This window comes from Bradyrhizobium sp. NDS-1 (genome assembly GCF_032918005.1).
Taxonomy (GTDB): Bacteria; Pseudomonadota; Alphaproteobacteria; order Rhizobiales; family Xanthobacteraceae; genus Bradyrhizobium; species Bradyrhizobium tunisiense.
Window position 1 is genome coordinate 509,614 of record NZ_CP136628.1, and the last position, 25,093, is coordinate 534,706.

General features: G+C 64.4%; 21 protein-coding genes. 11 read left to right on the forward strand and 10 right to left on the reverse strand.

Going from position 1 to position 25,093, the window contains the following annotated elements:
- Positions 1-32: 32 nt before the first annotated feature.
- Together RX330_RS02405 and RX330_RS02410 are read right to left on the reverse strand one after the other, a co-directional pair.
- Positions 33-704, reverse strand: a complete 672-nt coding sequence (locus RX330_RS02405) for an OmpA family protein (RefSeq protein ID WP_212089010.1) — start codon at positions 702-704, stop codon at positions 33-35.
- A gap of 143 nt (positions 705-847) precedes the next feature.
- Entirely contained in the window at positions 848-2,377 is a 1,530-nt protein-coding gene (locus tag RX330_RS02410; RefSeq protein ID WP_212089012.1) for a caspase family protein, read from the reverse strand.
- 372 nt (positions 2,378-2,749) lie between these two features.
- Between RX330_RS02410 and RX330_RS02415 the strand changes: the two genes are divergently transcribed.
- The gene (locus RX330_RS02415; protein ID WP_317241947.1) at positions 2,750-3,556 is read left to right on the forward strand and encodes an N-acyl homoserine lactonase family protein; all 807 of its coding nucleotides are present in this window, start codon (positions 2,750-2,752) and stop codon (positions 3,554-3,556) included.
- Positions 3,557-3,571: 15 nt separating this feature from the next.
- On the opposite strand, the gene RX330_RS02420 is transcribed toward RX330_RS02415, so the two are convergent.
- A complete protein-coding gene (locus tag RX330_RS02420; RefSeq protein ID WP_212089016.1) occupies positions 3,572-4,114 on the reverse strand; it encodes a MarR family winged helix-turn-helix transcriptional regulator in 543 nt (180 codons plus the stop codon).
- A gap of 110 nt (positions 4,115-4,224) precedes the next feature.
- Between RX330_RS02420 and RX330_RS02425 the strand changes: the two genes are divergently transcribed.
- From RX330_RS02425 to fahA, 5 genes are all read left to right on the forward strand, one after another.
- Positions 4,225-5,850, forward strand: a complete 1,626-nt coding sequence (locus tag RX330_RS02425; protein WP_317241948.1) for an FAD-dependent oxidoreductase — start codon at positions 4,225-4,227, stop codon at positions 5,848-5,850.
- Between the two features lie 7 nt (positions 5,851-5,857).
- Positions 5,858-6,082, forward strand: a complete 225-nt coding sequence (locus tag RX330_RS02430; RefSeq protein WP_212089020.1) for a DUF2783 domain-containing protein — start codon at positions 5,858-5,860, stop codon at positions 6,080-6,082.
- A 24-nt stretch (positions 6,083-6,106) separates the two neighbouring features.
- Positions 6,107-7,063, forward strand: a complete 957-nt coding sequence (locus RX330_RS02435) for an MBL fold metallo-hydrolase (protein ID WP_317241949.1) — start codon at positions 6,107-6,109, stop codon at positions 7,061-7,063.
- A 2-nt stretch (positions 7,064-7,065) separates the two neighbouring features.
- Positions 7,066-8,412 (forward strand): homogentisate 1,2-dioxygenase, encoded by a 1,347-nt coding sequence (gene hmgA / locus RX330_RS02440; RefSeq protein ID WP_317241950.1) that lies wholly within the window; start codon positions 7,066-7,068, stop codon positions 8,410-8,412.
- Positions 8,413-8,587: 175 nt separating this feature from the next.
- Complete coding sequence (gene fahA, locus RX330_RS02445; RefSeq protein ID WP_317241951.1) at positions 8,588-9,862, forward strand: fumarylacetoacetase; 1,275 nt, start codon at positions 8,588-8,590, stop codon at positions 9,860-9,862.
- A gap of 192 nt (positions 9,863-10,054) precedes the next feature.
- Here the strand turns inward: fahA and RX330_RS02450 are convergent, their stop codons facing one another.
- Together RX330_RS02450 and RX330_RS02455 are read right to left on the reverse strand one after the other, a co-directional pair.
- Positions 10,055-10,366: a DUF1272 domain-containing protein gene (locus RX330_RS02450; protein WP_317241952.1), complete on the reverse strand. Its 312-nt coding sequence runs from the start codon at positions 10,364-10,366 to the stop codon at positions 10,055-10,057.
- A 71-nt stretch (positions 10,367-10,437) separates the two neighbouring features.
- Positions 10,438-10,917: an Lrp/AsnC family transcriptional regulator gene (locus tag RX330_RS02455; protein ID WP_212089030.1), complete on the reverse strand. Its 480-nt coding sequence runs from the start codon at positions 10,915-10,917 to the stop codon at positions 10,438-10,440.
- A gap of 123 nt (positions 10,918-11,040) precedes the next feature.
- Between RX330_RS02455 and hppD the strand changes: the two genes are divergently transcribed.
- Positions 11,041-12,159 carry a 4-hydroxyphenylpyruvate dioxygenase gene (gene hppD, locus RX330_RS02460; RefSeq protein ID WP_317241953.1) on the forward strand — a complete coding sequence of 373 codons (1,119 nt, stop codon included), beginning with the start codon at positions 11,041-11,043 and terminating at the stop codon, positions 12,157-12,159.
- 28 nt (positions 12,160-12,187) lie between these two features.
- On the opposite strand, the gene RX330_RS02465 is transcribed toward hppD, so the two are convergent.
- The 4 genes from RX330_RS02465 to RX330_RS02480 form a co-directional block, all read right to left on the reverse strand.
- On the reverse strand, positions 12,188-13,300 hold the full coding sequence (locus tag RX330_RS02465) for a CaiB/BaiF CoA transferase family protein (protein ID WP_317241954.1): 1,113 nt from the start codon (positions 13,298-13,300) through the stop codon (positions 12,188-12,190).
- A gap of 203 nt (positions 13,301-13,503) precedes the next feature.
- On the reverse strand, positions 13,504-14,304 hold the full coding sequence (locus RX330_RS02470; protein WP_317241955.1) for an FAD binding domain-containing protein: 801 nt from the start codon (positions 14,302-14,304) through the stop codon (positions 13,504-13,506).
- A 15-nt stretch (positions 14,305-14,319) separates the two neighbouring features.
- Positions 14,320-16,662 carry a xanthine dehydrogenase family protein molybdopterin-binding subunit gene (locus RX330_RS02475; RefSeq protein ID WP_212089037.1) on the reverse strand — a complete coding sequence of 781 codons (2,343 nt, stop codon included), beginning with the start codon at positions 16,660-16,662 and terminating at the stop codon, positions 14,320-14,322.
- Positions 16,663-16,748: 86 nt separating this feature from the next.
- Complete coding sequence (locus tag RX330_RS02480; RefSeq protein WP_212089039.1) at positions 16,749-17,234, reverse strand: (2Fe-2S)-binding protein; 486 nt, start codon at positions 17,232-17,234, stop codon at positions 16,749-16,751.
- A gap of 351 nt (positions 17,235-17,585) precedes the next feature.
- On the opposite strand from RX330_RS02480, the gene RX330_RS02485 reads away from it, so the two are divergent.
- Together RX330_RS02485 and RX330_RS02490 are read left to right on the forward strand one after the other, a co-directional pair.
- The gene (locus tag RX330_RS02485) at positions 17,586-19,625 is read left to right on the forward strand and encodes a HAMP domain-containing methyl-accepting chemotaxis protein (protein ID WP_317241956.1); all 2,040 of its coding nucleotides are present in this window, start codon (positions 17,586-17,588) and stop codon (positions 19,623-19,625) included.
- A gap of 361 nt (positions 19,626-19,986) precedes the next feature.
- Positions 19,987-22,020 carry a HAMP domain-containing methyl-accepting chemotaxis protein gene (locus tag RX330_RS02490; RefSeq protein ID WP_317241957.1) on the forward strand — a complete coding sequence of 678 codons (2,034 nt, stop codon included), beginning with the start codon at positions 19,987-19,989 and terminating at the stop codon, positions 22,018-22,020.
- A gap of 138 nt (positions 22,021-22,158) precedes the next feature.
- Here the strand turns inward: RX330_RS02490 and RX330_RS02495 are convergent, their stop codons facing one another.
- The gene (locus tag RX330_RS02495; protein WP_317241958.1) at positions 22,159-22,545 is read right to left on the reverse strand and encodes a DUF3175 domain-containing protein; all 387 of its coding nucleotides are present in this window, start codon (positions 22,543-22,545) and stop codon (positions 22,159-22,161) included.
- Between the two features lie 182 nt (positions 22,546-22,727).
- On the opposite strand from RX330_RS02495, the gene RX330_RS02500 reads away from it, so the two are divergent.
- Both RX330_RS02500 and otsB read left to right on the forward strand, forming a co-directional pair.
- On the forward strand, positions 22,728-24,212 hold the full coding sequence (locus RX330_RS02500) for an MFS transporter (RefSeq protein ID WP_317244042.1): 1,485 nt from the start codon (positions 22,728-22,730) through the stop codon (positions 24,210-24,212).
- A gap of 4 nt (positions 24,213-24,216) precedes the next feature.
- Positions 24,217-25,035, forward strand: a complete 819-nt coding sequence (gene otsB / locus RX330_RS02505; protein WP_212079476.1) for a trehalose-phosphatase — start codon at positions 24,217-24,219, stop codon at positions 25,033-25,035.
- The last annotated feature ends 58 nt before the right edge of the window (positions 25,036-25,093 follow it).

Below are 25,093 nucleotides of genomic sequence, written 5' to 3' on the forward strand. Positions count from 1 at the left end.
ACGACTCGTCACTGCAAAGGATTGCGTCGTGCTTATTTCGATGCGGTGGTCTTGTTTTCCATATTGACGACCTGCACGCGGCGGTTGGCCTCCGCCAGCGGCTGGCCCGGATCCTTCAGCTTGCTCTTGCCATAGCCGACGGTGACGAGGTCGGTCGCGGAGATGCTGTACTTCTCGACGAGATAGCGCTTGATCGAATCCGCGCGGCGCTCCGACAGATCCTGGTTGTAGGCCTCGCCGCCGGCGGCGTCGGTATGACCGGCGACCACGAAGGTCGAGCCCTTCAGGTCGGGACTGGTCAGCGCGCGGCCGAGCGCCTGCACCGAGGGCATCGACTTGGCGCTGATATTGGCGGAGTTGTAGTCGAAGGTGATCTCGAGGTCGATGTTCGGCTTGTCCTTGGCGGCCAAGGCGATTTCCTCGCGCTCGGTCGACGACAGCGAGCGTGTCGAGCGGCCGCGCACCGACTGGATCAGCTTGGTCTCGGTCGCGCTCGGCGCGGGCTCGGTCTGCGGGCCAATGGAGAGCCCACGGGTCAGAGGCTTTTTCGCCGGCGGGGCGAGCGCACGGAGGATCTCGTCCTCGGTGACGTTCTTGCTGTTGCTTTCTTCGCCCGCGAAGGCTGACGAGGCCGGCAGCGACAGAGCCACGCCGATGGTGATGATGGACAGGATCGCGGTCAGTCCCTTTGCAGCCAGTCTCATAGCCAGTCCCTCCTGCAGCCAGCTCGCGTGCTTCCAAATTCGAGCAACAGGCCCCGGAAAAAGACCTGTTGCGGCATCCGCCCATTGGTCTTCCCCGGGCTGTTCAAGGTTCGAGGCCTCGACCGCCTCGAGCCAAAAAAATACTAGCGCACTCCGTAGCTTGCGAACTCCTGAACGATGTTCGGATCCATTGCCTTGGCATTGGCGATATCGAGCGCCCCTTCCTGGGCGGAGCCGTTGCGCTGCTTGGCGAGGCCCCGTCCATAGAGCGAGGAGGTCAGGCGCGGATTGATCTTCAGGGCCGCATCGAAATCGGCGATGGCATTCTTGACCGCGCCGGATTTCAGGTTGACGAGCCCCCGGCTATCCAGCGCATCGACGAAGTTGGGCCGCAGCCGCAGCGCCTCGTTGCAATCCTTCAGCGCGCCCTGCAGGTCGCCGACGACGGTGCGAGTCCAGCAGCGGTTGTTCAGCGCCTCGACATCCTTGGTGTTGATCCGGAGCGTGTCGTCAAAATCCTTGATGGCGAGGTTGTAGGCGCCCTTGCTGGCATAGACCTGGCCGCGCCGGTACAGCGCGTTCACGTCGTCCGGATTGGCGGCAATCTTGGAGGTCAGGCTCTTGATCGTGGGATCGTCGGCCAGGGTGGCGGCACTCGGCCCGCTGTCCGTGCTCGGGGCCGGATCAATCGGTTTCACAGGCAGTGGCGGTGGCGGCGGCGGCAGGGCCGCCTCGACCTGAGGCTTCGGCGTGGGAGCCGGCGCGGGCGCAGGGGGAGGAGCTGGCGCGGGTGCCGCAGCGGTGTCTGCCGGCTTCGGCGGCGGAGGTGGGGTCGGCGGCGCGGGCGGCGGAGGATTGTTGGCGACGACCGGCGGCGCGGGAGGCGCAGGCGGCGTGGCCGGTGCGGGACGCGATCCGCCGCCTCCCGGGCTGAACGAGAAATCTTCGGCCAATGAAGAGGATATCCACGGCACCTGCTCGCCGCGCGAGGCGCGGGTGACGCCCATCTTGGTGCGGTTCAGCGTCTCCTCGGCCATCAGGTCGGGGACACGGATTTCCTTCAGGAGTTCCTGGACGAACAGGCTGCGGTCGCCGCCGGCGTCCGAGACCACCGAGGCCAGCGCGGCCGAATACATCACCAGCGTGCCGTTCGGCGCGATGACCGGGGTCAGGCCGGCCGAGAAGCTGCGGAACCGCCGCTCGAACGGGTTCCGCCTGGAGGCGTCGATCAGCGCGATCTTCACGCCGGCACCGCGGGTGTTGAGCTCGCCGAGAACGGTCTCGAGGCTGAAACCGTCGCGGCGCACGTCGGATTCCGTCCAGATCTGCGCATCGACCGGTAGCATGTAGCTCTGGCGCGCCGACTGGATACCGAAGCCGCTGAAGAACACCAGCGCCACCGATCCCGGCTTGATCTTGCCGTAGAGCTTGTCGAAGGCGCGGCGCATGCCGTCGCCGGTCAGATTCTCCCCGATCTCGACCGCAAAGCCGTCGCGCTTGAGCTCGTCGGCCACGTCGCGCGCATCGTTGATCGGTTCCTTCAGCGGGGCATCCGCATCGGGATACTTGGCGTTGCCGATGACCAGCGCAAAACGATCCCCGGCCGCAAGCGATGGGGCAGTCGGGACGAGTGAGATGAGCAAGGGCAGAAGAAAAAAGAAGCGAATTTTCATAATCAGCGCGGTCCAGCCAAAAAGGCGCCGTTCCCAGCTTGCGCCGCGGCGACCTTAACTTACGCTTCCTGCATTATCAAACCGGGGACGGGGGGCGTCAACCACTTGGAGATTCGGCGTTATCGCGACGATCGACCGCAACGTCCGGGCGAGTCGCAAGGGCAGTATGTGGGCTGTCATGGTTGTGCTCGACGGCATCCGGCTCGATGTTTACCGGCGGGACGTTAGGGCCTTCATGGCGACGAAAATGTGATGGATCGCACATTGATGGCCTGCTCGTCGCGCCGCGAGGCGTTTGACCTTTGCAGCGGACAATGGCTTGCTGCGCAGGATCGTCCTGGAAGACCCACTCAGAAAAGCAAGCAAAAACCCATGGGAAACACCTACGAGATTTACGCCCTGCGCTATGCGACGATGTCGCCGCGCACCCCCAGCATGAACTTTCTTCAGCCCGATCCACATGACAGCGCGGCGCAGGACCTCGACTATTTCGTCTGGCTGATCCGGGGGCACGGCCGCGACATCCTGGTCGACACCGGCTTCAATGCGGAGGAGGCGAGCGCGCGGGCGCGCAAGCTGACGCTCAATCCGGTCGATGCGCTGGAGCGCTTTGGCGTTGCGGCGTCGAGCATTCGCGACATCATCGTGACGCATCTGCACTACGATCATGCCGGCAACCTCGATCGCTTCCCCAATGCGCGATTCCATTTGCAGGAGCGCGAGATGGCCTATGCGACCGGCCGCTGCATGTGCAACGGCCTGCTGCGCCATCCGTTCTCGGTCGAGCACGTCACGCAGATGGTGCGCCACGTCTATGGCGAGCGTGTCAATTTCTATTCGGGCGACGGCGAGGTCGCGCCCGGTGTCACCGTGCATCGCGTCGGCGGCCATTCCGACGGCTTGCAGGTGGTCAAGGTCGAAACCGCGCGCGGGCCGGTGGTGCTGGCATCCGATGCCGCGCATTACTACGCCAATCTGCAGCGCAGGAGCCCGTTCCCGATCGTCTACAATGTCGGCGACATGGCGGTGGGCTGGGAGACGATCGAGCGCCTCGCCGGCCACCCCGATCGATTCATCCCCGGCCACGATCCAATCGTGACGGAGATCTATCCGCGCGCCAGCGACAAGGTCGATGCCTGGGCGCTGCATCTGCCGCCGTCGCGGTCGTTTGCGACATAGGAATGACGGAAGAAGCTAATACGCCTGCTTCGCGTCGGCCTCTTCGCTGGTCTGGATCAGGTCGAGGCTCTGCTCGATCTTGCCGAGCAGCACTGAGAGCTGCTTGCGCTCCTGTGCGGAGAGGCAGGCGAGGATCTCGTCTTCCCGCCGCAGCAATTGCGGGAACAGCTCCTCGTAGAGCACGCGGCCCTTCTTGGTCAGTTGCAGGCGAAATTCGCGGCGGTCGGCTTCGTTCTCGACCCGCTCGATCAGGTCCTCGTGGAGCAGCGTGGTCACCGCGCGGCTGATGGTCGATTTGTGCGTGCGGGTGCATTGCGCGATGTACTGCGCGCTGCAGGCATCAACGCGGAACCCGAGCGTGGCGATCACGCGCCAGGCCGGAATGTCGAGACCGTGCCGTTCCTGATATTCGACCGAGAGCGCGGAACTGACTTCGGCCGCGAGCCGGTTGAGGCGGAACGGGACGAACTTGAAGAGGTCGAGCCGTGCCTTTGGCCGTGCCGAAGCCTCATCGGCTTCGCGTGCCTTCAATGCGATATCGCTGGATGTCCTCGCCAAGGAGTGCGCTCCGAATTCCAGTTGACGGCCGGCCGGCTCCGGTCCAAAATAGTTGCACGTGAGACTATCTAGCAGATCGGTCCTCTCCTGACCAGAGCCGGGGTTCGTGCATGGCGCAGGCCAAGACACATGAGGCCAAGACGCATCAGGCCAAAGCCCAGTTCGGCTATCGCCGCCATCCCGATCAGGACCGCGCCAGCCAAAGCCCGGCCGAGCATCCGGTCGTGGTTGTCGGCGCCGGCCCGGTCGGGCTGTCGCTCGCGATCGATCTCGCCCAGCGCGGCCAGCGCGTCGTCCTTCTGGATGACGCCGACCGCATCGGCGAGGGCTCCCGCGCGATCTGCTTCTCGAAACGCTCGCTGGAATATTGGGACCGGCTCGGCGTCGGCGACCGCATGGTCGCCAAGGGCGTGGTGTGGAGCGTCGGCCGGATCTTCCACGGGGAGTCTCAGCTCTACCAGTTCAACCTGCTGCCCGAAGACGGCCACAAGCGGCCGGCCTTCATCAATTTGCAGCAATACTACGCCGAGGCCTATCTGGTCGATCGCATCCAGGATCTGCCCGAGATCGATTTGCGCTGGCGCAACAAGGTGACGGCGCTGGAGCAGCGCAACGATTCCGCCCTGTTGACGATCGAAACGCCGGAGGGCGCCTATCGTCTGCATGCGCAATATGTGATCGCCTGTGATGGCGCGCGGTCCTCGCTGCGGCAGATGGTTGGCGCCGAGTTCGCGGGCCAGGTGTTCGAGGATCAGTTCCTGATCGCCGACGTCAAGATGACCGCGGAATTCCCGACCGAGCGCTGGTTCTGGTTCGATCCGCCGTTCCATGCGGGACGCTCGGCGCTGCTGCACCGGCAGCCCGACGACGTCTGGCGCATCGATCTCCAGCTCAATCGCTACGCCGATCCCGTTGTCGAAAAGAAGCCTGAAAACGTGCGGCCGCGGATCGCGCGCATGCTCGGTCACGATAAGTTCGAGTTCGAGTGGATATCGCTGTACAAATTCCAATGCCGGCGGATGGACCGCTTCATCCATGGCCGCGTGATTTTTGCCGGCGATTCCGCGCACCAGGTTTCGCCGTTCGGCGCGCGCGGCGCGAACTCGGGACTCGAGGACGCCGAAAATCTCGCCTGGAAGCTCGACCGCGTGCTGCGCGGCACCTCGCCGGCCAGCCTGCTGGAGAGCTATCATGCCGAGCGCAGCATGGCGGCGGACGAGAACATCCGCGAATCCACCCGCTCGACCGATTTCATGGCGCCGAACTCGCATCAGGAAGCCCGGCTGCGCAAGGCGGTGTTGTCGCTCGCCAGGGAGACCGAGTTCGGCAAGCGCATGGTCAATGGCGGACGGCTGTCGGTGCCGTGCAGCTACGATTCGCCGTTGTCGTCGCCGGATACGGATGTGTGGGGCGGCGGACCTTTTCCCGGCTGCTCCATGCTCGACGCGCCGATTGCCGAGCAGAGCTATCTGACGGATGCATTCCGAAAGGGTGGAACGGACTTTACGCTGCTGTCGTTCAGCAACGGCGCGGCGATCCCGGGGCCCGATGGGGTGAAGGAGATCCGCATCGACGGCGGACTTGCCGATCGCGCGGGCCTCGTCGCAAAGCGCTATCACGCCGAGCCGGGCGCCGCCTATCTGCTCCGGCCCGACGGCTACGTCGCGGCGCGCTTCCGCCATCCGACGCCAGCGGCGATCGCGGCGGCCCTGTCGCGGGCGCAAGGTCTGAATTGAGGTTTTCATGCCGCTGTCCACCAGCTCCAACTTCGCGCGACCTGACGACGCCTTCCGTGCCATCGCGGAGGCGCATCGTGGTCTCACGGAGGAGCAGAGCGCCGATCTGGACGCGGCGCTGGTGCTGATCCTCGCCAACCATGTCGGCGACATCGATGTGCTGCGCGAGGCGATCGCTCTCGCCAAGAGGCGCATGATCGACGGCCAGCAGCAACAACAGCAACAACAATGACCCTGTGACCTGAAGGACGAATTGATGGCGAAGAACTTCGCATCCACCGGCGACCTCTCCGAGAAGACAATCACCTTTTCCGAGATCGGCACCGATCTCTATGCCTTCACCGCCGAGGGCGATCCGAACACGGCGATCATCGTCGGCGACGACGGCTGCCTGGTGTTCGACGCGCAGGCGACGCCGGCGATGGCGAACAAGGTGATCGAGCGCGTGCGCGCGGTCACCGACAAGCCGATCAAATATGTCGTGCTGTCGCACTATCATGCCGTGCGCGTGCTGGGCGCCTCCGCCTACAAGGCGCAAGGCGTCGTCGCCTCGCAGGAGACGTACCGGCTGATCGAGGAGCGCGGCCAGCAGGATTGGGATTCCGAATATGGCCGCTTCCCGCGGCTGTTCCAGGACGCGCAGAGCATTCCCGGCCTGACCTGGCCGACGCTGACCTTCGAAGGCGAGATGTCGATCTATCTCGGCAAGCGCGAGGTGCGGCTGATGCAACTCGGAGCCGGCCACACCTCCGGCGACATCGTCGCCTGGGTGCCGGACGCCGAGGTGATGTTCTCCGGCGACCTCATCGAATATCACTCGGCCTGCTATTGCGGCGATGCGCATTTGCGCGAATGGCCGATGACGCTGAACGAGATCCGCAACTTCAATCCCAAGGCGATCGCGCCGGGCCGCGGCGATGCGCTCAAGGGCACCGCCACGGTGCGCGAGGCCATTGCCATGACGCGCGACTTCGTCACCTCGCTCTATGGCGCCGCGGAGATTTCGGTCGCCAAGGGTCGCAGCTTGAAGGAATCGATGGCGGCGACGCGCGAGGTGATGGATCCGAAGTTCAGCAGCTTCGCCATCTACGAGCACTGCCTGCCGTTCAACGTGTCGCGCGCCTACGACGAGGCGTCGGGCATCGATGATCCCGTGATCTGGACCGACAAGCGCGACCAGGAAATGTGGGCCGCCCTGCAAGGAGGAGGATAGTCATGAACATCAACACCTCGCCTGATCAGATCATCCGCAGTTCGGCGCAAGTCACGCCGGGCTACATGTCCGGCTTCGGCAACAGCTTCGAGACCGAGGCGTTGCCGGGCGCGCTGCCGATCGGGCGTAACTCGCCGCAACGCTGCGCCTATGGGCTCTATGCCGAGCAGCTCTCGGGCTCGCCCTTCACCGCGCCTCGCGGCAGCAACGAGCGTTCCTGGCTCTATCGCATCCGCCCCTCGGTGAAGCATTCGGGGCGTTTCGAGAAGGTCGATGCGGGCCTTTGGCGTTCGGCGCCGTGCCACGAATACGATCTGCCGATCGCGCAGATGCGCTGGGATCCGACGCCGCTGCCGAAGGACGACGTGACCTTCGTTCAGGGCGTGCAGAGCATGACGACGGCGGGGGACGTGAATACGCAGGCCGGCATGGCCGCGCATGTCTATCTCATCACCAAGTCGATGGTGGACCAGCACTTTTATAATGCAGACGGCGAGCTGATGTTCGTGCTCCAGCAGGGAAGCTTGCGCCTCGTCACTGAGTTCGGCCGCATCGACGCCGAGCCGGGCGAGATCGTGGTGATTCCGCGCGGCGTCAAATTCCGGGTCGAGGTTCCGAACGGGCCGGCGCGCGGCTATCTCTGCGAGAACTACGGCGGCGCGTTCACCCTGCCGGAGCGCGGGCCGATCGGCGCCAATTGCCTCGCCAATGCGCGCGACTTTCTCACGCCGGTTGCGTTCTACGAGGATAAGGACACGCCGACCGAGCTTTACGTGAAGTGGGGCGGCTCGCTGTTCAAGACCACGCTGCCGCACTCGCCGATCGACGTCGTCGCCTGGCACGGCAATTACGCGCCCTACAAATACGATCTGCGCACGTTCTCGCCGGTCGGCGCGATCGGCTTCGACCATCCCGATCCCTCGATCTTCACGGTGCTGACTTCGCCGTCGGAGACGGCGGGCACCGCGAATATAGACTTCGTGATCTTCCCCGAACGCTGGATGGTCGCCGACAACACCTTCCGCCCGCCCTGGTACCACATGAACATCATGAGCGAGTTCATGGGCCTGATCTACGGTGTCTATGACGCCAAGCCGCAAGGCTTCGTCCCCGGCGGCATGAGTCTGCACAATTGCATGCTGCCGCACGGCCCGGACCGCGACGCCTTCGAGCACGCCAGCAACGGCGAATTGAAGCCGGTGAAGCTGACCGGGACCATGGCCTTCATGTTCGAGACCCGATATCCGCAGCGCGTCACCGCGCATGCCGCGAACGCATCCACGCTGCAGGACGATTATGCGGATTGCTGGAAGGGTTTGGAGAAGCGGTTCGATCCGAGCAAGCCGTAGCTTTCTTCCCCTCTCCCCTTGTGGGAGAGGGGGGCTCGCCGTGTAGCGGCGAGACGGGTGAGGGGTTCTCCCAGCACGGAAATCTCTCATTGGAATTCGCGGAGACAACCCCTCATCTGGCGCTTCGCGCCAGGTTCTCCCACAAGGGGAGAAGGAAGAAAGAATTGAGCCAGACGTGACAACCCATCCCAACGACCCCAGCCTCCGCTCCTTCATCGAGGTCGATCCTTCCTCCGACTTCCCGATCCAGAACCTGCCCTATGGCGTGTTCTCGACCCCTGCCAATCCGACGCCGCGCGTCGGTGTCGCGATCGGAAACTACGTGCTCGATCTCTGGGAGCTCGAGCAGGACTCTCGCCTTGACGTCGGTCCGCTCGGCGTGTTCTCCGGAGGCTCGCTCAATCCCTTCATGGCGCTGGGACCGAAGGTCTGGAGCAAGACGCGAGCGCGGCTCAGCGAATTGCTGCGTCACGATCATCCGGAGCTGCGCGACAACGAGGAGCTGCGCAAGCAGTCACTCGTGCCGATGCGCGATGCAAGACTGCATCTGCCCTTCACCGTCTCCGGCTACACCGATTTCTATTCCTCGAAGGAGCACGCCACCAATGTCGGCGTGATGTTCCGCGGCAAGGACAACGCGCTGCAGCCGAACTGGCTGCATATGCCGATCGCCTATAACGGCCGCGCCTCGACGGTCGTGGTCTCGGGCACGAAAGTGAAGCGGCCGCGCGGACAGCTGAAGCCACCGAATGTCGAGGTGCCGAGCTTTGGCCCGTGCAAGCGGCTCGATTTCGAGCTGGAGATGGGCGTCGTCATTGGCCAACCCTCGCCGATGGGCGGCATGCTGAGCGAGAGCCAAGCCGAAGAGATGATCTTCGGCTTCGTGCTGCTCAACGACTGGAGCGCGCGCGACATCCAGCAATGGGAATATGTGCCGCTCGGCCCGTTCCTTGCGAAAGCATTCGCGACCTCGATCAGCCCGTGGGTGGTGACGCGCGAGGCGCTGGAGCCGTTCCGCCGGAAGGGGCCGGAGCAGGATCCGGTGCCGCTGGACTATTTGAAGCAGACCAAACCGCAGAACTACGATGTCGAGCTCGACGTCTCCTTGCGCGCGGCGGGTGCCAATGCGCCGGCCGGCATCAGCCGCACCAATTTCGAGTACATGTACTGGTCCTCGGTGCAGCAGTTGATGCACCACGCCTCCTCAGGCTGCGCCATGAATGTCGGCGATCTCCTGGGGTCCGGCACCATCTCCGGCCCGGAGAAGAACCAGCGCGGCAGCCTGCTCGAGATCAGCTGGAACGGCACCGAGCCGGTCGAGCTGCCCGGCGGCGCCAAGCGTTCGTTCCTGGAAGACGGCGACAGCCTCGTGATGCGCGGCTGGTGCCAAGGCAACGGCTATCGCGTTGGGTTCGGCGAGGTCGAGGGGACGATTGTGGCGGCGGAGTGAGTTGCCCGCCGGCTATAAGTCGAGGCCCGCCTTGTCGAGCTCAGTTCGCATCCGAGCTGAAAAATCGATAATCTGCTGCCTGTCGAAATTGCAGTAGGTAGGAAGAGATTTGTCGGGGACGTGCTGAACCAGCGCTGCGCCGACCCGAATAATGTACCGAAGTTCTTCCGGCGTTACCTCAATCTGCATTCGCTATCGAGCCTCCGGCGGCACGTCACGGATCCGCGCGCAATGCGCCGCGACATCCTCCGCGCTGTACTTCAAATGCACGCGCTTGTCCGACGGCACCTGCCTGGTCGTGCACACGCCCGGCCGCCATTCCTGCGTGGGACGGATCGGGCGCGGGGCAAAACCGCCGCCGCAGTTTGGGCAGACGTTGAACAGCTTCGTGTCGACGCAATCCGCGCAGAACGTGCATTCATAGGAGCAGATCCGCGCATCCGTTGCATCAGGCGGCAGGTCGCGGTCGCAATATTCGCAGTTCGGTCGAAGCTGGAGCGCCATGGCGGAATTCCCGATTTGGTCGGATCATCGCAGATCGCGGGGCTAGCGCGAATGCCGCATTTCCCTCGATTTCAGCCGGCCTTGATCTCCTTGAGCGGCAGCCGCGAACTCTCCTTCAGCCTATCCAGAACGATCGAGGAGCGCACATGCGCGACGCTCTGGTGCGGCATCAACACGTCGTTGACGAGGTTGGAGAGGCCCTTGAGGTCGCGCAGCACCGCCTTGAGCACATAGTCGGCATCGCCGGTGAGCGAATAGGCCTCCTGGATTTCATCGATCCGGTTCACCAGCGCGCGAAACCGCTTCGAATTATCCGGCGAGTGGGTCGCAAGCCCCACCTGGATGAAGGCGATGACGCCGAAGCCGAGCGCTTCGCTGGAGAGATCGGCGTGATAGCCCGCGATCACCTTCTCCTCCTCCAGCCGCATGCGCCGGCGCGAGCATTGCGACGCCGAGAGGCCCGCGAGGTCGGCGAGCTCCTGATTGGTGAGGCGGCCGTCGTCCTGGAGCGCACTGAGAATCTTGAGATCGAAGGCGTCAACAGAGGTCATGCGTCCTTGGCCCATTTGATGCACGGATCGTGCATATCATAGCCAAATGGCGCCCCGTTTGCACGTTCATTGCAGGCCCCATGAAGGATAATTCCTCTCAGTAGCAATTCGGGAGAGCCTCCAATGGGACCGTTTCCGCACGATGCACCGCCGGCCACCGTCAGCGCCGAGAATCCGAGGGGCACCGACGGGTTCGAGTTCGTCGAATATGCGCATCCCAACCCGGCCGAGTTGCACACGCTGTTCAAGCTGATGGGCTATGCGCCTGTCGCGCGCCACAAGACCAGGAAGATCACGGTCTATCGTCAGGGCGACATCAACTATCTCGTCAACGAAGAGCCCGGCACCCACGGCTATGAGTTCGTCGCCGCGCACGGGCCTTGCGCTCCGTCGATGGCGTTCCGTGTCGTCGATGCCAAGGCCGCCTATGAGCGCGCGATCGCACTCGGCGCCGAGCCTGCGGGTGTGTCCTCGGCACAGAAGACGCTCGACGTGCCCGCGATCAAGGGCATCGGCGGCAGCCTGCTTTATCTGGTCGATCGCTACGGCGCCAAGGGCTCGGCCTATGATGCCGAGTTCGAATGGCTGGGGGTGCGTGATCCGCGGCCGGTCGGCGCCGGTCTGTTTTATCTCGACCACCTCACCCACAACGTCCATCGCGGCCGCATGGATGTCTGGGCCGGCTTCTATGAGAAGCTGTTCAACTTCCGCCAGATCCGCTTCTTCGACATCGAGGGCCGCGCCTCGGGCCTGTTCTCGCGCGCCCTGACCAGCCCCGACGGCAAGATCCGCATTCCGATCAACGAGGACGCCGGTGATTCCGGCCAGATCGAGGAATATCTGAAGACCTATCGCGGCGAGGGCATCCAGCACATCGCCTGCGGCTGCCGCGACATCTACCGCACCATCGAGGATCTGCGCGAAGCCGGCCTGCCCTTCATGCCGGCGCCGCCCGAGACCTATTTCGAGAAGATCGACACGCGGCTGCCCAAGCATGGCGAAGACCTCGCACGTCTCCAGAGGAACGGCATCCTGATCGACGGTGAAGGCGTGGTGGAGGGCGGCCAGACCAAGGTGCTGCTCCAGATCTTCTCGGCCAACGCCATTGGTCCGATCTTCTTCGAGTTCATCCAGCGCAAGGGCGACGACGGATTCGGCGAGGGCAATTTCAAGGCCCTGTTCGAATCGATCGAGGAGGATCAGATCAGGCGTGGGGTGCTGAAGGTGGGCGACGCGGCGTAGGTCCCACCCTACGGGACTGTGCGCGGGGTTACTTCGCTGCCGCCCACGCCTTCGTCACCGCGCCGATCTCCGCGCCTTCCGGCTCCCGCACCGCTGACGGCGTGCGCGAGAATCTCGGCGCCGGCGCAGGCTGCTTCACGCCGTGGCGTTCGACGAAGACGTTGCGGGCGACCATGTGTGGATGCTTTGTTGCCTCCGACATGGTCAGCACCGGCGCGAAGCAGATGTCGGTGCCTTCCATGATCTTGCACCAGTCCTCGCGCGTCTTGCTCTTGAACACCGCCTTGAGCTTCTCCTTCAGCGCCGGCCATGCCTTGGGATTCATCTGCGCGTCGAAATCGGCATCGGTGAGGCCCGCATGCTCGCGCAGCAGCGCGTAGAATTGCGGCTCGATCGAGCCGATCGAGACGAAGTGCCCGCAGGCACATTCATAGACGCCGTAGAAATGCGCGCCGCCGTCGAGGAAGTTCTGGTCCCGCTGTTCGGTCCAGCGGCCCATATTGGTCATGTCGAAGAAGAACGACATCAGCGAGGCCGCGCCGTCGCACATCGCGGCATCAACCACTTGGCCCTTGCCGGAGCGCGAGGCTTCCAGAAGCGCAGCGAGCACGCCGACGACGAGATAGAGCGCGCCGCCGCCGAAATCACCGACCAGATTGAGCGGCGGCACCGGCGTCTCCTTGGTGCCGATCGCGGCGAGCGCGCCGGTGATGGAGATATAATTGATGTCGTGACCGGCCGCGTTCGCCAGTGGGCCTTCCTGGCCCCAACCGGTCATGCGGCCATAGACCAGCCTGGGGTTGCGCGCGAGCACGACGTCAGGCCCGAGGCCGAGCCGCTCCATCACGCCGGGACGAAAACCTTCGACCAGCGCATCGGCGGTGGCCAGGAGGTCGAGCACTTGCGCGATCGCCGCCTTGTCCTTGAGATCGAGCTCGATCACCTTGCGGCCACGGCCCGCCACCGACTTCATGCTCTTCTTTGCGCCGACGCGGTCGAGCGTGACGACGTCGGCGCCCATGTCGGCCAGCATCATGCAGGCGAACGGGCCGGGCCCGATGCCGGCGAATTCGACGATGCGAAAGCCCGACAGCGGGCCGGAGGCGCGGGCGGACGCGGAGGGGGCTGATTTATCGAGCACGTGTTGTTTCCTCGGATCGCGGGCGATTGCCGATGGTTCGGCCATCGCCGCTGCACTGTTCTTGAGCGAGTTAATCGGCTGATTAACTTTTCTCGCCTTCACGCCAGCGAGGCAAGCGCTTTCGATGCCGCAGCCAAAATAAAACGGCGCGCACCGAAGTGCGCGCCGCGGAAAATTTGCGTCGAGACGCTAGCGCATGAGCGTCAGCCGGCAGATGCGACCGCGCGCTGTGCCATCACCTTGACGAGGTTGGCGCGGTATTCCGCCGTGCCGTGGATGTCGGCCAGCAGTCCGTTCGCCGAAATGCTGACGCTGTCGATCGCCGATGGCGACCAGTTCGCCTTCAGCGCGGCTTCGATCGCGGGCACCCGCATCACGCCGCTCTGCGAGGCGCCTGTGGCGGCGACCCGAACCTCGCCCGATTTGGTCTGAGCGACGAACACGCCGGTCAGCGCGAAACGCGAGGCCGGGTGCCGCATCTTCTCGTAGCCTGCCTTCGCCGGCACCGGGAACGATACGGCCGTGATGATCTCGCCGTCTTCGAGCGCCGTCGTGAACAGGCCCTGGAAGAAGTCCTCCGCCCCAATCGACCGCTTATTGGTCTTCACGGTGGCGCCGAGCGCGAGCAGGGCGGCGGGGAAGTCCGCCGCGGGATCGTTATTGGCGATCGAGCCGCCGATCGTGCCGCGGTAGCGCACGGCAGGGTCGCCGAGCACCGAGGTGAGATGGGCGATCGCGGGGATCGCCTTCTTTACATCGGCATTCGTCATGATGTCGTAATAGATCGTGGCGGCCTTGATGGTCAGCGTGTCACCCGACAGTTCGACGCCCTGCAGCTCCTTGATCTTGCCGAGGTCGATGACATCCGAGGGGCTGGCGAGCCGCTGCTTCATGACGGGCAGCAGCGTCTGGCCGCCGGCCAGAAACTTCGCCTCGCTGCTTTTGCCGAACAGGCTGACGGCCTCGTCGACGGAGGAAGCGCGATGATATTTGGTCTGATACATCTTGGTTGCTCCCTCTCAAGCCGCGTGGATCGTACGCCACACCCTGTCGGGGGTCGCGGGCATTTCCAAATTGTTCTTGCCGATCGCATCCGTGATCGCGTTGATCACGGCCGCTGACGCCCCGATCGCGCCAGCCTCACCGCAGCCCTTGATGCCGAGCGGATTGCCCGGGCACAGCGTCGTGGTGTGGGACAGGTTGAAGGAGGGCACATCGTCGGCGCGCGGCATGGCGTAGTCCATGAACGAGGCCGTGACCGGCTGGCCGTTGGCATCGTAGATCGCATGCTCGAGCAGTGCCTGCCCGATGCCCTGGACAAGGCCGCCATGGACCTGGCCCTCGACGATCATCGGGTTGATCAGCCGGCCGAAATCGTCGGCCGCGACGAAGTCGACGAAGGAGGTCTTGCCGGTGCCGGGATCGACCTCGAGCTCGCAGATATAGGTGCCGGCCGGGAAGGTGAAGTTGGTCGGATCGTAGAAGGCGCTTTCCTTCAGACCCGGCTCCATCCCGTCAGGCAGATTATGCGCGGTATAGGCCGCGAGCGCGACCATCGGCAGGGCGATCGCCTTGTCGGTACCGGTGACCTTGAACTCGCCATTCTCGATGACGATGTCGGCCTCGGAAGCTTCCAGCGCATGCGCCGCAATCTTCTTGGCCTTCGATTCCATCTTCTCCATCGCTTTCAGGATCGCGGTGAGGCCGACAGCCGCCGAGCGCGAGCCGTAGGTGCCCATGCCGAACTGCACCTTGTCGGTGTCGCCATGGACGATCGAGACCTGGCTGATGGGGACGCCGAGCCGCTCCGCGACGAGCTGGCAGAACGTGGTCTCATGACCCTGGCCATGACTATGCGAGCCCGTGAGGATCTCGATGGTGCCGACCGGATTGACGCGCACCTCGGCCGATTCCCACAGGCCCACGCCGGCGCCAAGGCTGCCGACCGCCTTCGACGGCGCGATGCCGCAAGCCTCGATGTAGCAGGACACGCCGATGCCGCGCAGCTTGCCGTCGGCTTTCGCCTTGGCCTTGCGGGCAGGGAAGCCGGCATAGTCGATCGCCTTCATCGCGGCATCGAGCGATGCGTTGAAGTCGCCAGTGTCGTAAGCCATGATCACGGGCGTCTGATGCGGGAACTGAGTGATGAAGTTGGTCCGGCGCAACTGGGCCGGATCAACCTTGAGCTGCCGCGCCGCCGTCTCCATCAGCCGTTCGATCAGGTAGCTGGCCTCGGGGCGGCCCGCGCCGCGATAGGCATCGACCGGCGTGGTGTTGGTGTAGACCCCGACCACCTCGGCATGGATCGCCGGGATGTTGTACTGGCCCGACAACAGCGTCGCATAGAGATAGGTCGGCACCGAGGACGAGAACAGCGACATGTAGGCGCCGAAATTGGCGTAGGTCTTCACCTTGAGGCCGGTGATCTTGTTGTTGGCGTCGAATGCCATCTCGGCATGGGTGACATGGTCGCGACCATGCGCGTCGGTAAGGAAGGCCTCGGTGCGGTCGCCGGTCCATTTCACGGGACGGCCGACCTTCTTCGAAGCCCACAGCGCCACCATCTCCTCGGGATAGATGAAGATCTTGGAGCCGAAGCCGCCACCGACATCGGGGGCGATCACGCGCAGCTTGTGCTCGGGCGCGATGTTGTAGAATGCCGACAGCACGAGGCGGGCGACATGCGGGTTCTGCGAGGTCGTGTAGAGCGTGAAATGCTCTTCCGCCGTGTCATAGTCCGCGATCGCCGCGCGCGGCTCCATCGCGTTCGGGGCGAGGCGGTTGTTGGTGACGTCGAGCTTCACCACGTTGGCGGCCTTGGCGAAGGCGGCATCGGTGGCGCCCTCGTCGCCGATCACCCAGTCATAGACCTGGTTGCCGGGAGCCTCGGGATGAAGCTGCGGCGCGCCTGACTTGATCGCGGCTTGGACGTCGGCGACCGCGGGAAGCTCTTCGTAATCGACAACGACCGCTTCGGCGGCATCGCGTGCCAGATTCTTGCTTTCGGCGATCACGACCGCGACGGCCTGCCCGACGAAGCGCACCGTCTCCGGTGCCATCGCCGGCCATGCGCCCATCTTCATCGGGCTGCCGTCCTTGGAGGTGATGGCCCAGCCGCAAATGAGGTTGCCGACCTTGTCGTCGACGATCTGTTGGCCCGTGAGCACGGCGACCACACCCGGCATCTTCAGCGCGGCGGAGGAATCGATCCCCTTCACCTTGGCGTGCGCGTGCGGGCTGCGGACGAAATGGGCATGGGTCATGCCCGTCAGCTTGATGTCGTCGACGTAGCGGCCCTTGCCAGTAATGAAACGCTTGTCTTCCTTGCGCACGACGCGTGCGCCGATACCTTCAACACCCATGTCTGGTCCTCCCGACCGGAAATTATATGGCTGCGCCTTCCTTCGAGAGCGGCAGCGGTCATTTTGTTCGTTCGAGGCGCGCCGCTTTACTCGGCCGCCTGCGAGACCTTCATGCGTCCGGCCGCATCCAGCACGGCTTTCACGATGTTGTGGTAGCCGGTGCAGCGGCAGATATTGCCTTCCAGCTCTTGGCGGACCGTTGTCTCGTCGAGCTGGCCACCATGGCGCTGCACGATGTCGATCGCCGACATGATCATGCCCGGCGTGCAGTAGCCGCATTGAAGGCCATGATTGTCGCGGAAAGCGGCCTGCATCGGATGCAGTTCGTCGCCCTTGGCGATGCCCTCGATGGTGGTGATGCTGGCGCCGTCGGCCTGGCCCGCCAGCATGGTGCAGGATTTCACCGCCCTGCCGTCCATATGCACGACACAGGCGCCGCACTGGCTGGTGTCGCAGCCCACATGGGTCCCCGTGAGATTGAGGTGATCGCGCAGGAGTTGGACCAACAGCGTGCGGTCCTCGACGTCGACAGCCACGGCCTTGCCGTTCACTGTCAGTTTGACTGTAGACACGGTGTAGTCCTCCCGGGATTGATTTTGATTGCTTCTAATTAGAGACAGCGACCCGGAACTTTGCAACTAGGATTTTGGTCGCCCGCGTCATGGAAAGGTCATTGATCCAGCCGAAGACATGAGGCGCCCGTTCAGGGACCAAGGCCGGCGAGGGCGATCCCCGGCTATTTTCCCTGCTAAAAGTGCACAGTTTGCGTGGGATGCCAGCCGTTGCCTGTTCGGTGGGCCTTTGGCGGAGGAGCGCGGATGCGGCGAATTTACCGCCCTTTATCCATTCTGCCCTAGTTTTGCGCATTCGGATCTGGGGGCAGGGCGCCTCCGGATCAGGGCTGAATGAAAATGGGGGTGGGAATGTCCGGGCGTATCGCGTCGCCGTCAAAGCGCACAATATTTCCCACTCTCAGGTTTCGCGCCAAGATCATCCTCGGCTTTGCCGTCGTGCTGGCGATCTCCGCCGGGAGCATGGCCTTCTCCTATTTCGGCTTCGAACGCGTTTCGGAAGGCGTCGGATCCTACCGCAGCAGCGTTTCGGAGGCCGATCGTGCCCGCGATATCGATCGCGAACTGCTCGGCTATCGTTCGGCTGCCCGTTACTTCGTGGTGACCGGCAAGGAAGATGACGCCAAGGCGGCGCTGGACGCCGAGGCCGGCCTGAGGAATGCCATCGATCAGGCGATCAGGAATGCCAAGAAGCCAGCGCGGCTGGAGAGCCTCAACAAGCTCGCCAAGGAGTTTTCCAACTTCTCGGCGACCTTCGCCCAGATTTTGCAGGCCAAGCGCGACAGCGCGCTTCTGGTCCAGAATCAGCTTCAGCGCAACGCCAACCTCCTCAAATACAAGCTGGATGACGTCGGTAACAACGCCTCCGACTCCGAGGCGCAGGCGATCGAATTCGGCACCAAGCAGGTCAACGCCCAATTCCAGACCGCGAGTGCGGCCGCGAGCAATTTCATCCTCAACTCCGACCAGGCCGTCGGAGCAAGTGCGATGGCGCGGCTGAAGTTCGTCGAGAACTCGCTCGGCGCGGTCTATTCCATGGATGACAAGATCGTCGCCGGCCTGAAGGAGGCCAAAGCGCTTCTCGGTGCCTATCGCGAAGCGCTGGAGAAGCTGATTGCGAAAGCCAAGCTGGTCGACGACCTCGTCTCCGAGATGAGCGGCTCGGCCGGTGCGATCCTGCAAGGAGCTACCGCCATGAAGGCGGACCTCGTCGCCGAACAGCAGCGGCTGGAATCGGAGTCGGAAGCGACCATCGGGCAGACGGAGCAACTGGTTCTGATCCTCGCCATTGGCGGCACGCTGCTTGGCGCGGTCCTCGCCTTCCTGCTCGGCACCGGCATTTCGCGTCCGATGATCGCGATGTGCAAGGCGATGCGCGAGCTGGCCTCGGGCAATTTCGACGTCGTGCTGCCGGGCCTTGGCCGCAAGGACGAGATCGGCGAGATGGCCGGCGCGGTCGAGGAATTCAAGGTCCAGGCCGTGGCCAAGGCCGAGCGCGATGCCGCCGCCAGCGAAGTCCAGAACCGGGAGCAGGCGGCCAGCCGCCGCGCCGAGCTGATTCGGTTCGCCGACGATTTCGAGAGCGCGGTCGGCGCCATCGTCTCCAACGTCTCGGCCTCCGCCGTGCAGCTGGAATCGGCGGCCTCGACGCTGACCCGCACCGCCGAGACCACCCAGAGCCTGTCGAGCCAGGTCGCCGGCGTCTCCGAGCAGGCTTCGAGCAACATGCAGTCGGTTGCCACCGCGACGGAAGAGCTCTCGGCCTCGGTCGAGGAGATCGGCCGCCAGGTGCGCGATTCCAGCCGCATTGCGGAGGCCGCCGTGGTTCAGGCCAGGGAGACCGACGGGCGCATCGGCAAGCTGTCGCATGCGGCCCAGCAGATCGGCGAGGTGGTCAAGCTGATCACCGCGATCGCCGAGCAGACCAATCTGCTGGCGCTCAACGCCACCATCGAGGCGGCGCGCGCCGGCGAAGCCGGCCGCGGCTTCGCGGTGGTTGCCAGCGAAGTGAAGTCGCTGGCGAGCCAGACCGCGAAGGCGACCGACGAGATCTCGTCGCACATCACGGGCATGCAGGGCGCCACGGCGGAATCGGTTGCCGCGATCAAGGAGATCGGGGCGACCATCGGCCAGATCTCGTCAATCTCGACCTCGATCGCGAGCGCGGTCGAGCAGCAGGGCGCGGCGACGCAGGAGATCGCGCGCAGCGTCCAGACGGTCGCACAAGGGACTCAGACCGCGGCCACCGACATCGGCGAGGTCAACCGCGGCGCCGCCGAGACCGGCTCGGCCTCGGAGGAGGTGCTGCACTCGGCCAAGACGCTGTCATCCGAAAGCACCCGCCTGCGCGCCGAGCTCAACCGCTTCATGGGGAATATCAGGGCGGCGTAGGGCGTACCTGTCGCCCGACGCCCTCGCTGCAGCCTCATACACCGCTGTCGTCCCGGGCGCGAAGCGAACCCGGGACCCATAACCACAGGGCTTGGTTATGGAGTGAGCCGATAACTCCGAGTCTTCGCCAAACTTGTGGCTGCGGCTATGGCGACGAGCGCAGGCGCTCGCGCTGAGATCCCGGATCTGCGCTTGCGCTTGTCCGGGACGACAAGCTGACCCGCCCGCATCACCTAACCGCCAGTTGCGGTGCCACAAATTTACCACAGCTTATCCTTTGCGCCGTAACGTGCCGGCGAGTCTGGAAGCGGGCTGCTTCCCGGCTGCGCCTGGTTTTCCGCGAATGGAATGGGGTGGGGGAATGTCGGTCAAGTCGAAGTCGCGCCAATCGAAGCTGCCAACGTTGCGTTTTCGTGCAAAAATCATCCTCGGCTTCGGGGCATTGCTAGCCATCCTCGCCGTCAGTATGACTTTCGCCTATTTCGGCTTCGAGCGGATCCAGGGCGCCGTCGCCTCCTACCGAACCAGCGTGTCGGAAGCCGACCTCGCCCGGACGGTCGATCGCGAGCTGATCGCCTATCAGGGATTGGCGCGGGCCTATACCCTGACCGGCGCGGCCGAGGACGAGACCGCGGCCAAGGCGGCTGAAGAGAATCTGAGGAGCGCGATCGCAAAGTCGATGGCCGCTACGACCGGTGCCGTCCGCCGCGAGCAGGTCGGCAAGCTCGAGGGCGAATTCCAGCGCTTCACGAAGGTGTTCGGCGAAATCATCACCCTGACGCGCGAGAACAACAAGATCGCGGCCGACGAGCTCAACAGCGTCGGCAACAAGATCCGCTTCAAGTTCGACGACCTTGCCGATACCGCCGCGCTGGCCGGGCTGGCCTCGGTCCAGACCACGGCCAAGGACATCACCTCGCAATATCTGGCGGTCTCCACCTCGGTCAGTGCCTTCGTCGCCAAGCCGGAGCCGAAGACCGCAGATGGTGTGATCGCGCGGATCAAATTCCTGGAGACCCTGCTGGTCTCGATCTATGCGAACGACCAGAAGATCACCGATCGCGTAACCGAGATCGGCACCCTCCTGAAGCAATACCGCACCTCCTTCACCAAGCTGTCGGAGAATGTGAAGATCATCGTCAAGCTGAACGGCGATATGACCAAGACGGCGGCCGGCATCCTCAAGCTCTCGGGTGAGCTGCGGTCGGATCTGACTGCCGATCAGCAGCGCATCGAAGCCAGCGCCAATGCGGAGATCGTTGATACCGAGCGGCTGATGGTGATGCTGGCGCTCGGCGGCCTCGCCATCGGCGCGGTGCTCGCCCTGATGCTCGGCAACGGCATTTCGCGTCCGATGATCGCGATGTGCAAGGCGATGCGCGAGCTGGCCTCGGGCAATTTCGACGTCGTGCTGCCGGGCCTCGGCCGCAAGGACGAGATCGGCGAGATGGCCGGCGCGGTCGAGGAGTTCAAGGTCCAGGCCGTGGCCAAGGCCGAGCGCGATGCCGCCGCCAGCGAAGTCCAGAACCGGGAGCAGGCGGCCAGCCGCCGCGCCGAGCTGATTCGGTTCGCCGACGATTTCGAGAGCGCGGTCGGCGCCATCGTCTCCAACGTCTCGGCCTCCGCCGTGCAGCTGGAATCGGCGGCCTCCACGCTGACCCGCACCGCCGAGACCACGCAGAGCCTGTCGAGCCAGGTCGCCGGCGTCTCCGAGCAGGCCTCAAGCAACATGCAGTCGGTTGCCACCGCGACCGAAGAGCTCTCGGCCTCGGTCGAGGAGATCGGCCGCCAGGTGCGCGATTCCAGCCGCATTGCGGAAGCCGCCGTGGTTCAGGCCAGGGAAACCGACGGGCGCATCGGCAAGCTGTCGCATGCGGCCCAGCAGATCGGCGAGGTGGTCAAGCTGATCACCGCGATCGCCGAGCAGACCAATCTGCTGGCGCTCAACGCCACCATCGAGGCGGCACGCGCCGGCGAAGCCGGCCGCGGCTTCGCGGTGGTTGCCAGCGAAGTGAAGTCGCTGGCGAGCCAGACCGCGAAGGCGACCGACGAGATCTCCTCGCACATCACGGGCATGCAGGGCGCCACGGCGGAATCGGTTGCCGCGATCAAGGAGATCGGGGCGACCATCGGCCAGATCTCGTCGATCTCGACCTCGATCGCGAGCGCGGTCGAGCAGCAGGGCGCTGCGACGCAGGAGATCGCGCGCAGCGTCCAGACGGTCGCGCAAGGGACTCAGACCGCGGCCACCGACATCGGCGAGGTCAACCGCGGCGCCGCCGAGACCGGCTCGGCCTCGGAGGAGGTGCTGCACTCGGCCAAGACGCTGTCATCCGAAAGCACCCGCCTGCGCGCCGAGCTCGACCGCTTCATGGGGAATATCAGGGCGGCGTAAGTTCGCCGCGGCGTCATACTCCGCTGTCGTCCCGGAGTCGCGCTGCACACCTGACAGCGCTGCGCGCCGCCAGGTGCTCCGCTTCTCCGGGACGACAGCGAAGTCAAGATCGCGCTCTGAGGGCCTCACCTCTCATCCTCACTCCCGCCCAAACGCCCGCTTCAGCTCGACCTTCGCCTTTTCCAGCCGCGTGCGCTGCGTTTTCGGCAAGGTCTTGCCGGCGCGGTTGATGTAGAAGGTCAGCATCGACAGTGCCGACCGATAGGCGCCGGTCTTGCGTCGTGAGCTGTGCTCGGCCGATCGCTTCAGTGACGTCGCGATCTTCTTCGGGCTGGTCAGCTTGAACACGCCCTGCTTGAGGTCGAGTGCGTCGCTCTCTTTGGTCACACGCTGCGACCAGCGCTTTGGCGTTGCGCGTTTGGCGCTCTTGCGCGTGGTCGCGCTACGCCGCGTGCCTGTCTTCCGGCGGCCGGACTTGCCTGTGCCGCTGTTTCGAGAATGTGTCGTCTTTCTGACATGAGCCATGCGTCAACTCCTTGCGGCTCCATCGGAAACGGGCGGTGCTGGCGGCCGTTCCTGCGGGAACCCGGCCTCCCCGCGGACGTTGTCGCAGGTGGCAGGCGGAATGCCGCACCCCAATGATCGGATCGACCCCGTTCACGTCCTGTGAATCGGGGCCGCTTCCATTGATCGAACGCAACAGCTCGATGGAATTGCAGCAAAGCCCAGCGCGGAACTATGCATCTGGGGTCTCGGCGGCCGCGACCGACCGCATCGTCGAGACCAGCATTCCGTCGCGACTCGACGCGCTGCCCTGGAGCGGCTTTCACACCCGCGTCGTGCTCGCGCTCGGCATCACCTGGATTCTTGACGGGCTCGAGGTGACGCTTGCCGGCGCGCTTTCGGGCGCCCTGAAGCAGAGCTCGTCGCTGCATTTCACCAATCTGGATCTCGGCATTGCCAATTCCGCCTATCTCGCCGGTGCCGTGCTCGGCGCGCTCGGCTTCGGCTGGCTCACCGACCGCATCGGCCGCAAGAAGCTCTTCTTCATCACGCTGGCGCTCTATCTTTCGGCGACGGCCGCGACGGCTCTGTCGTGGGATGTCGCGAGCTACGCGCTGTTTCGTTTTCTCACCGGCGCCGGCATCGGCGGCGAATACACGGCGATCAACTCGACCATCCAGGAGCTGGTGCCGGCGCGCTATCGCGGCTGGACCGATCTCGTCATCAATGGAAGCTTCTGGATCGGCGCTGCGATGGGCGCGGTCGCGGCCATCGTGCTGCTCGATCCTGCCGTGATCAACCCCGACCTCGGCTGGCGTCTCGCTTATCTGATCGGCGCGGCGCTGGGCCTCGTCGTGCTCCTGATGCGGATGTGGATCCCGGAAAGTCCACGCTGGCTGATGATCCACGGCCGTCCCGACCAGGCGCACGCCATCGTCGACGAGATCGAGCGCTCGGTGGTCGGACACCGCCAGGATGCGGGCGACGGGCGCTTCACGAAGATCCGTCTGAGGATGCGCGACCACACGCCGATCCGCGAGGTCGTCCACACGCTGTTCTCGGTGTACCGGCAGCGCGCGCTGGTCGGCCTCGTTCTGATGAGTGCGCAGGCGTTCTTCTATAACGCCATCTTCTTCACCTTCGCGCTGGTGCTGACCGATTTTTACGGCATCAGCGCCGAAAACGTCGGCTGGTACCTGCTCCCCTTTGCTGCCGGCAATTTCCTCGGGCCGCTGCTGCTCGGCCGCCTGTTCGATACGCTGGGACGCCGCACCATGATCATGTTCACCTATGGCATGTCGGGCTTGCTGCTGGCGCTCTCGGGCTATCTGTTCTCCATCGGCGCGCTCACCGCGCAGGGGCAGACCGTCGCCTGGATGGTGATTTTCTTCTTTGCCTCACCCGCCGCGAGCGCGGCCTATCTCACCGTCAGCGAGACGTTTCCGCTTGAAGTTCGCGCGCTGGCGATCGCGGTGTTCTATGCGGTCGGCACGGGCATCGGCGGCGTGATCGGGCCGGCGCTGTTCGGCGTGCTGATCGACACGGGGTCGCGCACCAGCGTATTCGCGGGCTACCTGCTGGGCTCAGCCCTGATGATCGCGGCCGCGATCGTGGCGTGGCGCTACGCCGTCTCGGCGGAGCGCAAATCGCTCGAACAAATCGCGCGGCCGCTCGCCTATATGGAGTAGACTGATGAAATCGGAACTTGCAGAGATGGCGTTGGATCAGAAGCGCACCATGCTGGATGACGATGCACCCGACGCGGTGCCGGTGCCGCATGCGCTGGTGCCGCATCTCGATGAGACCGCAATTCTGCTCGACATCGACGGGACCCTGCTCGACCTGATGCCGACGCCGCGTGAAGTGTGGGTGCCGCCGGGGTTGTCGGAAACGCTGAAACATCTGACCGAGCGCACCTCCGGCGCGCTGGCGCTGGTCAGCGGCCGCTCGCTCAACGACATCGACCTGATCTTCGCACCCGACGTGTTTCGCGCCGTCGCCGGCCACGGCGCCGAGATGCGGCTGTCGGTGGACAATGAAGCCGACGCCGTGCATGCGCCACCGCTGGACAAGGAGCTGAAGCGCCGCCTGGCGGCCATTGCCAAGCTCAGCCCGGGCATTCTGCTCGAGGACAAGGGCTATTCGCTCGCCCTGCATTACCGGCTCGCGCCGCACGCGGAGAAAGCGATCTACGAATCCGTCTCGGTGATCCGTGCCGACCTGCCCAATGCGCCCATCGAGGTGCTGCCCGGCAAGTTCGTTTGCGAGATCAAGCATTCCGGATTCACCAAGGCGACCGGCGTGCGTGAACTGATGAAGCGGGAGCCGTTCAAGGGGCGGCGTCCGATCTTCATCGGCGACGACGTCACCGATGAAACCGTGTTTGCGATCATGCCCGACATGAACGGGCTTGCCTTCTCCGTCGGCCGCCGTGCCATGGGCGTAAACGGCCATTTCGATGCGCCAAGCGACGTGCGGGCGTTCCTTGCCCGCCTGCTCGATCCGAGGTGAAACTGAGGCGGCGCCACGTCGCAGACCATGATGCTCGGGAAGCGGCGCCGTTGGGTGC